General features: G+C 60.9%; 11 protein-coding genes and 3 pseudogenes. 1 reads left to right on the top strand and 13 read right to left on the bottom strand.

What is annotated here, in order from left to right:
• Positions 1-26 precede the first annotated feature (26 nt).
• Positions 27-1877 (bottom strand): excinuclease ABC subunit UvrC, encoded by a 1851-nt coding sequence (gene uvrC, locus EXQ56_02710; GenBank protein ID MSO19366.1) that lies wholly within the window; start codon positions 1875-1877, stop codon positions 27-29.
• A gap of 165 nt (positions 1878-2042) precedes the next feature.
• On the opposite strand from uvrC, the gene EXQ56_02715 reads away from it, so the two are divergent.
• Positions 2043-2447 carry an MOSC domain-containing protein gene (locus EXQ56_02715; GenBank protein MSO19367.1) on the top strand — a complete coding sequence of 135 codons (405 nt, stop codon included), beginning with the start codon at positions 2043-2045 and terminating at the stop codon, positions 2445-2447.
• A gap of 91 nt (positions 2448-2538) precedes the next feature.
• Here the strand turns inward: EXQ56_02715 and EXQ56_02720 are convergent, their stop codons facing one another.
• The 12 genes and pseudogenes from EXQ56_02720 to EXQ56_02775 form a co-directional block, all read right to left on the bottom strand.
• On the bottom strand, positions 2539-4254 hold the full coding sequence (locus EXQ56_02720; protein ID MSO19368.1) for a phosphoesterase: 1716 nt from the start codon (positions 4252-4254) through the stop codon (positions 2539-2541).
• A gap of 99 nt (positions 4255-4353) precedes the next feature.
• The gene (locus tag EXQ56_02725) at positions 4354-4662 is read right to left on the bottom strand and encodes a hypothetical protein (GenBank protein ID MSO19369.1); all 309 of its coding nucleotides are present in this window, start codon (positions 4660-4662) and stop codon (positions 4354-4356) included.
• Positions 4663-4772: 110 nt separating this feature from the next.
• Positions 4773-5684: a prephenate dehydrogenase gene (locus tag EXQ56_02730; GenBank protein MSO19370.1), complete on the bottom strand. Its 912-nt coding sequence runs from the start codon at positions 5682-5684 to the stop codon at positions 4773-4775.
• Positions 5685-5751: 67 nt separating this feature from the next.
• A complete protein-coding gene (locus tag EXQ56_02735; protein ID MSO19371.1) occupies positions 5752-6054 on the bottom strand; it encodes a chorismate mutase in 303 nt (100 codons plus the stop codon).
• Positions 6055-6294: 240 nt separating this feature from the next.
• Positions 6295-6661: pseudogene (locus tag EXQ56_02740) on the bottom strand (antibiotic biosynthesis monooxygenase).
• A 37-nt stretch (positions 6662-6698) separates the two neighbouring features.
• A pseudogene (trpA, locus tag EXQ56_02745) lies at positions 6699-7583 on the bottom strand (tryptophan synthase subunit alpha).
• 39 nt (positions 7584-7622) lie between these two features.
• Positions 7623-7882, bottom strand: a pseudogene (locus EXQ56_02750) (DUF4160 domain-containing protein).
• Positions 7875-8156 carry a DUF2442 domain-containing protein gene (locus EXQ56_02755; protein ID MSO19372.1) on the bottom strand — a complete coding sequence of 94 codons (282 nt, stop codon included), beginning with the start codon at positions 8154-8156 and terminating at the stop codon, positions 7875-7877. Before EXQ56_02755 ends, EXQ56_02750 begins: the two are co-directional and overlap by 8 nt.
• 62 nt (positions 8157-8218) lie before the next feature.
• Positions 8219-9436, bottom strand: a complete 1218-nt coding sequence (gene trpB / locus EXQ56_02760) for a tryptophan synthase subunit beta (protein ID MSO19373.1) — start codon at positions 9434-9436, stop codon at positions 8219-8221.
• Between the two features lie 11 nt (positions 9437-9447).
• Entirely contained in the window at positions 9448-10065 is a 618-nt protein-coding gene (locus EXQ56_02765; GenBank protein MSO19374.1) for a phosphoribosylanthranilate isomerase, read from the bottom strand.
• A 124-nt stretch (positions 10066-10189) separates the two neighbouring features.
• Complete coding sequence (gene trpC / locus EXQ56_02770; protein MSO19375.1) at positions 10190-11044, bottom strand: indole-3-glycerol phosphate synthase TrpC; 855 nt, start codon at positions 11042-11044, stop codon at positions 10190-10192.
• A 207-nt stretch (positions 11045-11251) separates the two neighbouring features.
• A complete protein-coding gene (locus tag EXQ56_02775; GenBank protein MSO19376.1) occupies positions 11252-11908 on the bottom strand; it encodes a DUF1311 domain-containing protein in 657 nt (218 codons plus the stop codon).
• Positions 11909-11917 lie beyond the last annotated feature (9 nt).

Consider the following 11917-nt stretch of genomic DNA (forward strand, 5'->3'; position numbering starts at 1 on the left):
TTTCGCGCGGCACTTTCGTGCGCCGACTAATTAGCCTGGCTGGCAAGAGCGTGGCACAGCGCGGCGGACTGCGCCTTTGTCAGCACCTGCTCTAAATCTTCCGGCGTGGCGCGGCGCAGATTCTCGATGCTACCGAAATGTTCCAGGAGTTTGCGGGCTGTTGCCGGGCCGATGCCGGGGATGTCGAGCAACTCGCTGCGCAACTGCCGTGAGTCGCGGCGCTGGCGGTGGAACTTCACCGCGAAGCGGTGCGACTCGTCGCGTATCTGCTGGACGAGGCGCAGCACCGGCGAGTGATGATCGAGGCGCACCGGCTCATGCTCGTGTCCCAGCACGTACAAAATTTCCTCGCGCTTGGCGATTGAAGCCAGCGGCTGGTTGATGATGCCCAACTCTTCGAGCGCGGCCGCGGCGGCGTGCAACTGTCCGATGCCGCCGTCGATCAAAACTAAACTGGGGAACGGGGTGGCGTCTTCCCGCGCAGGCTTCTGCGCGGCTTCCTCCTGCAAGCGGCGATAGCGGCGGCCCACCACTTCGCGCATCGAGGCGAAATCGTCGATGCCTGCGACGGTCTTCACGATGAACTTGCGGTACTCGCCCTTCTGCATTTTGCCGTCCGCCCACACCACCATGGACGCCACCGTGTCGGAACCTTGAATGTGCGAGATGTCGAAGCACTCGATGCGCGCGGGCGGCTCGGGCAGGTCGAGCGCCTCCTGCAATCCCTCGGCGATCATCTTCGCGGAGGGTTGCAGGATGCGGAAGCGCTGCTCGAAACTCAGTGCGGCGTTGCGCTCGGCCAGCTCCATCATGGCGCGCTTGGGCCCGCGCTGCGGCGTGTGAATCTCTACGCTGGTTTTCCTGCCCGTCTCGGCGGAACGACGCTCGCCGAGCAACTCTTCCAGCGGCTCGCGGTCTTCAAAGTCCACTGGCACGTGCAGGATGGCGGGGATGTAGCGAGCGTCGAGATAGAGCTGCTTGAGGAGCGAGGAGAAAAACTCCGGCGCATCGAAGTCGTGCTGGCTCTCCCAGAAAAATTCGCGGCGGTCGAGCACGCGCCCGTAGCGGGTGTGGAAGATGTTGACGGCCACCAGCGGGCCTTCGCGGTGATAGCCGAAGATGTCGATCTCCTCGCCCTCCGTCGCCGCCATCTTCTGCCGGTCGGCGTGGTCCTCGACCGTGGTAAGCAGATCGCGGCACGCTGCGGCCTCCTCGAATCGCTCGTGCTCGGCGGCGTCCGCCATGCGCCGCTTCAGCATCTGTGCCAGATCGTGATTGCGCCCTTCCAGAAACAACTTCACGTCCGCCACCGCTTCCGCGTAAAGCTCGTCGGTGGTGAGTCCGGCGACGCACGGCCCCTGGCAGCGGTGAATGTGAAATTGCAAACAGGGCCGCGCGTGCGTGCGCGTCAGATCGACGGTGCAGGACGGCACCAGAAACGTGCGGTGAATAAAACTCGAAAGCCGGTGCGCCAGATTGCCGGGAAAATAAGGCCCAAAGTAGAGCGAGCCGTCCTTCTTCAACCGCCGCGTGACATATACGCGCGGATATTTCTCGGCCACGGTCAGCTTGATGTAAGGATACGTCTTGTCGTCGCGCAGCAAAATGTTGTAGCGCGGCTGAAGCTGCTTGATGAGATTGTTCTCCAGCGCCAGCGCCTCGCGCTCGTTGTCCACAATGATGGTGCTGACGCTGTCGGCCTCGCGCACCAGCGTGTCCGTCTTGGCCTCCGCCAGCCGCGCTTCCAGAAAATACGAGCGCACCCGCGCGCGCAAGTTCTTGGCCTTCCCAACATAGATCACCTCGCCCGCCGTGTTCTTAAACTGATAAACGCCGGGGCCGGTCGGAATGTTGGCTAGTTGTTCCGCAGTCATCATGGTGGTTAGTTCATGTTAGCAAATCCACAATGCCTGTTACTTGCGTTATGATTGCTGCATCTAATGGATCGCGCGCTATGGTGTGAACCGGCGCGACGAGGAGGCGGGACGGATATGAGCGGAATCATCGAGAAGATTTTTGTGGTGGCCAAGGGCGGCGACAAGATGCAGGTCGTCGAGCAGGTGGAAGCGGTGCCGGGCAAGGGCTTGCGCGGCGATCGTTATGCAGAGAAGAACGGTTACTGGACGCATGTCGATGAGTGCGAAGTGACGCTGATCGAGGGCGAGGACATCGACGAGATCATTGCGTCAGGCATTCGCGTGCAGGACGGCGAGCATCGCCGCAACATTGTGACGCGTGGCATTCAACTCGAAGGCTTGACCGGGCAGCGCTTCCAGATTGGCGAGGCGATTCTGGAGTTCGATCGCCCGCGTCCGCCCTGTTCTTACATACAGGGATTGACCGGCCAGGAAGGTCTAACGCGCGCCTTAGGACGTCGCGGCGGCATCTGCGCCCGCGTGGTGCAGGGCGGCGCGATCAAAGTAACCGATACTATCAAAATCCTGTAAACCCGGTCTAGCTACAGAGGCACGGAGACACAGAGACTTTAGGGGCGAAGCATTTACCCTTAAATACTCTGTGTCTCTGTGCCTCTGTGGCTTATATGGGTGTAACTTTTCCGTTGGCGATGCGTATTTTCTGGCCGTCGAACTTAGTGAGTTCGTAGCCACTGAAACGCTCCAGATAAGTACGGCTGTAGTCACATAGTACGCTGATGGTCATCGCCTCGCCCAACCACATTCCCTGAATACCGTCCGAGCGATAATGCACGCCGCCGGCATCGCGACCGAGTGATACGTTGTGCGCCATCTTGTTCAGCTCATTGCCGATGGTGAGTGTCGGTCCCGTGTAGGGCTCCAGCTTCGAGCCGTCCGCGCTGGGCTGCACCTGATTGGGGATGGGATAGCTCTCGTTGAAGAAGGCCTTCAAGAGCGTCGCGCCCGCTCCAGCATTGGTCGCGTGGCCGGCCGGGTAGGCCGGATGCATGGGGCTGCCCTCGGGATAACTCATCGGCAGCAGACGCGAACCGTGCAGCGCGAAGGATCGCGCCACGGCGTCGCATTTGAGTAAGTCAGAGTGAATGTCGAATGACTTCTTTCTGCTCAGGTGTAAGTCGAGCTTGCCGCCGAAAGCGTCGGGACGGGCGCGGCGATGCACCAGCCACTTATGGTAGTAACAAGCCTTCTGCGACGGCGTGGATATCTGACCTAGAAGAGTGACTGCTTCGCGCCCCAGAGTAACTCCTCCGGATTGAGTCTTTGACTTGAGATAGGGATTGTTTTGCGCCTGCGCCTCGTCTCCCCAGCGCTGGATGATCAGCGCGGCGTTCAGCGCGGCCTGGAAATTGAAATCGCCGTGAACCCACTCCGCCATATCGCGGTTGGTTGAGATGTAGCGCGGAGTGCTTTCAAACTCAGCGCGCGTGGCGCTGCGCATGCCGCGCTGGTTGGCCACCCACTCGGGGAACTTGGTCAGAAACGCCTGATCCTTGCGCGCCGGACGATAGCGCTGGTCGATGGTCTTTACTCCGTAAGGAATATCCATCCAGAAAAACTGGCTGATGTAAGGGCCGATCAGGTCGCCCGCCGATTCGCCGCGAAAGAGGGTGCCGGGTGTGATCTTCCCGCCCACGCGCGGCGCGAGTTTCGTGGTGAAGGCGTTCAGATCGGCGGTGGCGGCCAGCACCAGTGGGTTGCTGTCATACTCGCCGAGCGGCACATCCACCGTCAGCAAGTGCCAGAAAATCTCGGCCATCTCAAAGGCGTGCGCCGCGCTGGCGAACGCCGGAGGAGGCGGCAGCGGCACGGATTGCGCGTCGGCTCCGACAATCTCATAGGCATATGCGGATATCGGCGAGCTCAGCTTGGCGTTGGCCTGCGCGTCGCGCGGGAACTGCTCGAAGCGCGCCGCGTCGCCACTCTGCAATATGGATAAAAATTCGTCGTAGGCCTTGGGATCGACCTCGCCCGTGTCATTATGCGGAAGCGATTTGGTGAAGTTGCCGCGCTTGTCGGGGTAACGGGTCTCATCGCCGTTGTTGGTGGAGGGAGCGCGGGTCTCGTCAAACTGCATCTGCGCGCATTCGCTGCGAAGTTTCAACGCGGCCTGCCGCCGCTGCTCGCGCGGTGATGCGGACGCCGCCGCGGGTGCCGAGGTCGTTTGCTGCGCCTGCGCTGGAAGGCTGGCGCCCGCCGTTACCGCGGCCAGCACCGCGCCGGACTCCGCGCTCGTGCGCAGAAACTTGCGCCGCGAAACCGGTCCCGGATGGATTCCTTGCTCAACGGACTTCTTCGAATTCTTATCAATGCGTTTCATGAGGGACCTCCGACGTTCAACCAAATCCTACCTTCGAAGAGCAGCTATCGTCAATTCGATTCCCAAAGGGCACAGGCTACCTCCGCCAACCAGCGGGATTCACCGCGGCATGCTTAGATATTCGAGCAACGAGAGGCCCACGCGCAGCGCGAACTTCTCCGCGACGGATGGAATGTCCCCGGCGGCTTCATCCATGACGATGCGCTCAACGCGGTGCATGGGATAGAAAGCGGTCGTCAGTGGCAGCACCACAGGTTGCGATTCCATCACCTGGCGCAGCCAGTCGTCAAAGGCGTTCAGGTCAATTCCCTGCACGGTTACGCCGGCGGGAGTCAGCGTCAGCACACGCCCCCAGATTTTTTCCTTCGGCGTGTGCAGCGCCACGATAACGATGTGATCGCGTTCCATAGTTTGATCCGAATAAAATTAACGCGAATGGGCCACAGAGGCACGGAGGCACAGAGAAAATATCTGTGAGTTTTTCCCCTTAGCTCCTCTGTGTCTCCGTGCCTCTGTGGCTAATCTGCATTTTCCGTTACCGCGCCGCTGGCAACCACCTCCGGCGATTTCAGGCGCCGGCGCAGCTCGTTGCCTTGCTCGAACAGCGTCTCCAGTTCGCGCGAGCGCAGATTGTCGCGCAGATGCTCCAGAGCCTGCACGTAGGAGGTGATGGCGCGCTCGAGATTCTCGGCGTTGGTCAATGCGATGTCGCGCCAGACGTGATAGGAACTCTCCGCCAGCCGCGAAGTGTCGCGCAGTCCACCGGCGGAGAGCTGCAAGTCTTCTGGAAATTTCAGATTTTCGAGCACCGCCACGCCCAGCGCGGTCGAGACCATCTGCGGCAGGTGGCTGGTCCATGTGACGATCTCGTCATGCACGTCGGCGTTCAGGATCATCACGCGCGCGCCGATTTTGTCGAGCCAGGCGACGAACTCGCGCACCAGCGGCGGATCCAGATGATGGCGGCTGAACGGCGTCAGCGCATAGCGCGCGCCGACGAACAAGTCCGCGTCGGCGTTCTCGACCCCGGTCGACTCCTTGCCCGCCATGGGATGTCCGCCGACGAACCACGGTTGCGATGGAAACAGTCCCGAGCCTTTCTCGGTGATGACCGCCTTGGTCGATCCCGCGTCGGTGATCAGCGCCGTGCTCTTCACCAGCGGTGGAAGCTGCTCCATCAATTCGAGGATGTGCAGGATGGGGCCGGAAAGATAAATGACGTCGGCGGCGGCGACGGCCTCGGCGAGATTGGACGAGCCCGCGTCAATCGCGCCCGCGCGCAACGCGCGCTCCATGGTGGCGGGACGTCCAAAGCCCATCACCTTGCCGCCGAAGCCCGCCTTCTTCAGCGCGAGGCCGAGCGAGCCGCCGATGAGGCCCACGCCGCAGATGGTGATCTGTTGGATGTGGCCGCCGGAGTTAGCTGTCATATCGTTTGGATTTGCTCAGTCGTTTGGATGAGTTCAAGCAGGGGTCGCGCGGCGTTTCCCGTGGCCACTAGGGTTTCTTCCCTACCGCTTTGCGCGTGGTTTTCTTCTCGAATAAATCCTGCTCCAAAGCGCGGCTCTCTTCGATAATGTGCTGGAACATGCGCTGCAGCGCGCCGTTTTCGAGCGGCCCCTGATTGCCGCCGACGATGTTCTCAAACACCTCGCGCTCGCGCCGTGGATCGAGAACGGCCAGCCCACCTTGCTTCTTGATCCTGGCAATCTCCAGCACCACGCGCGCCCGCTCATTCAGCAGGCGCACCAACTCGCGGTCCACGTCGTCAATTTTCTTGCGCCAGTCTGTGATGTCCATAAGCGATTCCGAGGTCCACGTGTACGCCGTACAGAATAGCTTCCCGTGCGAAGAGCGAATTTTTATTATGCCACATTCGCGCAGTGCCACACGCGTAGAAGTGGTAATGGACCGCTTGGGGGTCTGATCGCGAATCCAGTCGGGCAGTGCCCCACCTCATCCTCGCTACTCCGTGGCTAGCAACGGTCCAAAAAGAGTTGTGATCAAGAGATACAGGAACTGTTTTGCCGTGCTGACGGGTCAGGCCACGCAAAGATTCGGGACCGTTAATTTCTCAAATAGATGGGGTGAGGCAATCGCGCTGGCAGGATACCTTGTCAGTGCGGTTTGAAAGTCAGGATGAGAGAATGCTTGGCGGAATGCGCTACTGATTCCCATACAGCATAATTCAAGAATATGCAGCTACCGCCGATACCGCGATGTAGCTGCGTGGAAATATATCCGGGTTGGCTTTTCATCCAATTGGCATCGGCCTCCCATGCTTTCAGTAGAACAGCAACATCGTTGGGAGAAACCGTGAACAAATTGATGAGAATCACCGGCGAATGTGTTTCCCCGGCTGTTGCTGAATGGGCATGTTGTCATCAAGTGGGCGCAATTGAAGCATTGGGTATCTCCTGAAAGTACTATTCCGACTTTTAACTTTAACTCCTGACCCCTGTTACCTTTAAGCCTTCCCGTAGCCAGCGGGCCATCTCGGCGACGTGCGGGGCGGGATTGTCGAGATGATCTTCCAGACATTTCACCAGCGCGCTGCCCACTACTACGCCATCGGCGTGCGGGGCGAGCGCGGCGAGGTGCTCGGGGCGCGAGATACCGAAGCCGGCGGCGATGGGCGTCGCGGTGAGCGCGCGCAGTTTTTCGAGCAGCGGGACGATGGCCGTCGACAGACTGGCCTGCGTGCCGGTGATTCCAGTGCGGCTGACGGCGTAGACGAAGCCGGTCGAATATTCTACGATGCGGCGCAGGCGCGCGTCGGTGCTGGTGGGCGAGGCCAGGAACACGGTGTCGAAATTGTGGCGTGGCGTCTCGGTGCCCGCGTCGCCGCGGGCTAAGTCGGCCCCGGCATCACTCTGATTTACGTCGCTGCGGATTGCCCTGCCGCGAATTACCTTAATGTACGGGCCGGCCTCCTCGACGCTCAGGTCGGTGATCAGCGCGCCATCGGCCCCGGCGGCCACCGCGTCGGCGGCGAATTTCTCGAAGCCGTAGCGCAGGATGGGATTCAGGTAACTCATCAGCAGCAGCGGGACTTGCGACTGCTTACGAATCTGCTTCACCAGATCAAGTATGGCAGGCAGAAATGCGCCGTTGGCGATAGCCCGTCCGCCGGCGCGCTGGATGACCTCACCGTCAGCGACCGGCTCGGAGAAGGGCACGCCCAGCTCAATGATGTCCGCGCCCGCATTGGCGAGCGCCAGTACCACCTCGAGACTGCGTCGCATATCCGGATCGCCGGCCACCACGAACGGGATCAGCGCCTTGCCGCCCGAGGCGCGCAGTTCGTTCCATCGTTGCTGTATGCGTGTGGACACAAAGTCTCGCAGTGGAAAATTTCCTGAAATCGATTACGGTAATGGATCAATCTTTCCGGGGGGCTGCATGTTCGCCGCCCGCGTCCAGGCTTCTCTAATTTCATTGCGGTGATGGGATGCCCACTCCACCACTAACCCTGTGCCCGTGTCGGAAGATCGCCCGCGATCATAGCCAAGGTTTCAAGATGGAACAGGCCTTCGTGTTCAGCATACTCGGCATGAAAGTGCGCAGGAAGATGGTCGGCGTAATAAATTTTGATAATGACGCCGTAGAAGCGGCTTACTTCAGGCATGGGTGTTCGTGGCGAGACCAGGAAAAATTTCTGCCGCACTTTTCCCTGTCAGTCGAAGATAGATTGAGTCGGGGCATAAATCGATATTGTCGCCCCACTCCAACGCACCGCTCGCATTGATGTGAACTGATTCAAAAAAGTGCCGGTCATCCCACGCTGAAAAAATGCCCTGTCCCGCTAGATCGGCAAGGTCGAGGTCTCCCTCGATGCCGTCAGCGAAGCGCAGCCAGAGCCGGCAACCATCCAATGCCCGCACGTCCGTTATGCGATTCATAGCCTACTGATCTCCAACATCATTCTGACTCAACTCGGTGGATACTCGCAACCGCCCGCGCTTCACAGCTTCAGTTCGCGTTGCAGGATTTCGATGTCTTTGTCGCCGCGGCCGGAGAGGTTCACGATGATGATCTCGCCTTTCGCTTTCGGGGCGCGCTTGATGACCTCGGCGATGGCGTGCGAGGATTCGAGCGCGGGCAGGATGCCTTCGAGGAGCATCAGGCGCTGGCAGGCGTCGAGCGCATCGGCGTCGTTGCAACTCGTGTATTCGGCGCGGCCTGAGTCGTGCAGCATGGCGTGCTCGGGGCCCACGGCGGCGTAATCGAGGCCCGCCGAGACCGAGTGCGTGTTGACGATCTGGCCGTTGTTGTCCTGCAACAAATACGTAAATGTGCCTTGCAGCACGCCGGGTGTGCCGCCGCTGAAGCGCGCCGCGTGCTCGCCGAGGCCGGTGCCGCGCCCGCCCGCTTCCACGCCAATCATCTTCACGCTGGGGTCATCGCGGAACGCGTGGAACAGGCCGATGGCGTTGCTGCCGCCGCCGACGCAGGCGATGAGCTGATCGGGCAGGCGGCCCTCGGCGGCGAGAATCTGCTCGCGCGCTTCCTTGCCGATCACCGACTGAAAATCGCGCACCATCAGCGGATACGGATGTGAGCCGAGCGCCGAGCCGAGCAGGTAATAAGTGTCTTCAACATTAGTGACCCAATCGCGCATGGCCTCGCTGATGGCCTCCTTCAGCGTGCGCTGGCCCGCCGTAACCGGGATCACTTCCGCGCCGAGCAACTTCATGCGGAAGACGTTCAGCCGCTGCCGCGCCATGTCCTCCTCGCCCATGTAGACGCGGCAAGTGAAGCCGAACAGCGCGCAGACAGTGGCCGTCGCCACGCCGTGCTGACCCGCGCCGGTCTCGGCGATGATGCGGCGCTTGCCCATACGGCGCGCCAGCAGCGCTTGTCCCACGCAGTTGTTGATCTTGTGCGCGCCAGTGTGCAGCAGGTCTTCGCGCTTCAGATAAATCTTCGTTCCCGACATTGATCCCGACGACGCGCCGCCGAGCGATTCGCTAAGACGTTTGGCGTAGTAGAGAGGCGAGGGCCGTCCGACATAATTCTTCAAGAGGTAATCGAACTCGCGCCGAAACTCCGGGTCGGAGCGCGCGGCGAAATAGGCCTGCTCCAATTCTTCGAGCGGATGCATGAGCGTCTCCGGCGCGTAGCGTCCACCGTAGGCGCCGAAGCGGCCCTGCTCGCCGATGGGCGGTTTGGTTTCGATCATGGAATTAGTCCTTACGCTGCGCGCGCGTTGCGGATGAACTCGCGGATCAGTGTCGCGTCCTTCACGCCGGGCGCGGTCTCGACGCCGCTGGCCACGTCCACGCCCCAGGGCTGAACTTGCCGGATGGCCTCAGCGACGTTCGCCGGAGTCAATCCGCCCGCAAGAAGTATGGTCGCATATTTTTTCGCTGCAATGGCGAGCGACCAGTCAAACTTTTGTCCCGTGCCGCCCGTCATGCCTGCTACGGCGCGGTCGAGCAGGATCACCTCGGCGGCGCGATAGGATTCAATTTCCGCTACGTCGAGTTGCGCGCCCACTTTGATGGCCTTGATTTTCCGGTAAGCGCCGAGCTGCGCCAACACTTCCGGCGACTCGTTGCCGTGCAACTGAATCGCGCCGATGCCGGTGAGCGCGGCGATTTCCAACATGCGCGCGGGAGTCTCATCGACGAAGACGCCGACGGTTAGAATGTTCTTGGGCACGCTCTGGATTATTGGGGCGGCCTCGGCTGGATCGATGTAGCGTTTGGTGCCGGTCCAGAAGTTGAAACCCAGCGCGTCGGCTCCGGCTGCGACGGCGGCGGCGACATCTTCGGCGCGGCGCAGGCCGCAGATTTTCACGTGGATCATTTTCATTTTCCAATACGGCCAGGTTTAACAGAGCCACGACCGTAAGGGAGTGGGGGTGGCATTCATAGCGAAACGCCAACCCCCACTCCCTTACGGTCGCGGCTCTGTTAAAAACGCGGCTCGGTTAACGCGATTCCGTCAACAACTGCGCCAGCGCGGCGCCGGGATCGGGTTGCTTCATGAAGCGCTCGCCGATCAGGAAGGCGTTGAACCCGGCGGCTTCCAGTTGCGTCAGATCGGCCCCAGTACGCAGTCCGCTCTCGCTTACTGCCAGCATGGCATCTGGTATTATATCAATTAGTTCCAGGGAAGTATTCAACGAAACCGAGAAGTTTTTGAGGTCGCGGTTATTGACCCCGATGAGGGCCGTGGACGGCTCGGTTGCGGCACCGGTTCCGGCGATGGCTTCGAGCGCCAAATCCAGTTCGGCGCGGCTGGCCACCTCCACCAGCGCGTCCAGATTTAACGACCGCGCGGTTGCCAGAAATCGCCTCAGCCGGTCGCGGTCCAGGATGGCGACGATGAGCAGCACGGCGTCGGCTCCGGCGGCGGCGGCCTCCACGATGTGATACTCGTCGAGCGTGAAATCCTTGCGCAGCACGGGCAGGGAAGTGGCCGCCTTCACGCGCCGCAGGTCATCAAGGGAACCCTGAAAAAATTCAGCATCGGTGAGCACGCTCATGGTGGAGGCACCGGCGCGTTCATACGCCAGCGCGTTGCGCACAGCGTCATAGTCGGACTGAATCACGCCGAGCGACGGTGAAGCTTTCTTCGACTCAGCGATAATCGCAAAGCGCGAGGTCCCGCCTCGCCGCGCGAGCAACGCGTCACGAAACCGGCCCGGCACGCGGGAGGCATTAGCGGCAATTTCCTTCTCCAGCGTGGAGACAGGCACAGCGGCGCGCACACGCTCCAACTCAATCAGTTTGGCGCGCACAATGCGGTCGAGAATATGTTCTGCTGTGGATTCGGATGTCATGAAAGCGCGGCGGTGAATAGGGCGACCACCAATCCCGATGCTAGCGGGAAGCTCTCCGGCAAGTCAAGGAATGTGCATTGCGCGCGGGGGAACGGTCTGTGTTTCCAAGGTAGGGACAGGCCTCCGGCCTGTCCTCCAGCGGGCAGGCCGGAGGCCTGCCGCTACCTAAGCAAAGACAGGATCGCCTGGCGGGGCGAGGGTAGGGTGTCAGGAGGCGGCTAATAAGGAGAACAGCCACTTGGCTTGGTCGCGATGGAGATCGCGGATCGCCGAGGCCCGTTCGATTCGGGATGCGGTGGCATCGCCGGAAGCGGCAGAAGGCAGTGCTGCCAGCGCCGCGACCTGGGCATCGCGAAGGAGCAGCCATTCGGCCTGTGCCTGTTCGACCGCCGCCTTCTTCTCAGAATCAAGCGACCCGAGCAACGCCTGATACGCGCGGTCGATCTCCGTCTGCCAATACAAGGTGCCGGTGGCGAAGCATTTCTGCAAGCCGGGTGTTGTGTCCTGTGTTGAGGAACTTGAATTCTGCTCCAGGCATTCGGCGACGATCATATCGATGGGGTGCTCGCCCTGCCATTCAATGATTGGCAAAAAGTTTTTAGTGGCCATGTCGAGCAGCACCAGGCCCGCGCGGGGGCGATACGCGATGTGCAGCTTCCTGCCCGGCTGCCAACTCTCCTCGATCTCCGTGAAGCGTTCCGGCGCGGGATATTGCACGCGCAGCGCTCTGCCGTCCGTCAGCACGATCCAATAGACTTGCGAAGTGCCCTTGAAGGAAATGGCCTCGGTGTAGTTCCAGTTATCCTGCGCGCGCAACAGCGGCGGGGATACACAGAGGAGAGCAAGTAAAAGTGCTGTCTTCAAAGCGATCCC

The sequence above is a fragment of the Acidobacteriota bacterium genome (genome assembly GCA_009691245.1).
GTDB lineage: Bacteria > Acidobacteriota > Terriglobia > 2-12-FULL-54-10 > 2-12-FULL-54-10 > SHUM01.

What these genes read in the sequence shown, in the direction of transcription:
- uvrC (MSO19366.1), bottom strand. Translation starts at nt 1,877, where the DNA reads ATGATGACTGCGGAACAACTAGCCAACATTCCGACCGGCCCCGGCGTT.
- EXQ56_02715 (MSO19367.1), top strand. Translation starts at nt 2,043, where the DNA reads ATGCAGGTCGTCGAGCAGGTGGAAGCGGTGCCGGGCAAGGGCTTGCGC.
- EXQ56_02720 (MSO19368.1), bottom strand. Translation starts at nt 4,254, where the DNA reads ATGAAACGCATTGATAAGAATTCGAAGAAGTCCGTTGAGCAAGGAATC.
- EXQ56_02725 (MSO19369.1), bottom strand. Translation starts at nt 4,662, where the DNA reads ATGGAACGCGATCACATCGTTATCGTGGCGCTGCACACGCCGAAGGAA.
- EXQ56_02730 (MSO19370.1), bottom strand. Translation starts at nt 5,684, where the DNA reads ATGACAGCTAACTCCGGCGGCCACATCCAACAGATCACCATCTGCGGC.
- EXQ56_02735 (MSO19371.1), bottom strand. Translation starts at nt 6,054, where the DNA reads ATGGACATCACAGACTGGCGCAAGAAAATTGACGACGTGGACCGCGAG.
- EXQ56_02755 (MSO19372.1), bottom strand. Translation starts at nt 8,156, where the DNA reads ATGAATCGCATAACGGACGTGCGGGCATTGGATGGTTGCCGGCTCTGG.
- trpB (MSO19373.1), bottom strand. Translation starts at nt 9,436, where the DNA reads ATGATCGAAACCAAACCGCCCATCGGCGAGCAGGGCCGCTTCGGCGCC.
- EXQ56_02765 (MSO19374.1), bottom strand. Translation starts at nt 10,065, where the DNA reads ATGATCCACGTGAAAATCTGCGGCCTGCGCCGCGCCGAAGATGTCGCC.
- trpC (MSO19375.1), bottom strand. Translation starts at nt 11,044, where the DNA reads ATGACATCCGAATCCACAGCAGAACATATTCTCGACCGCATTGTGCGC.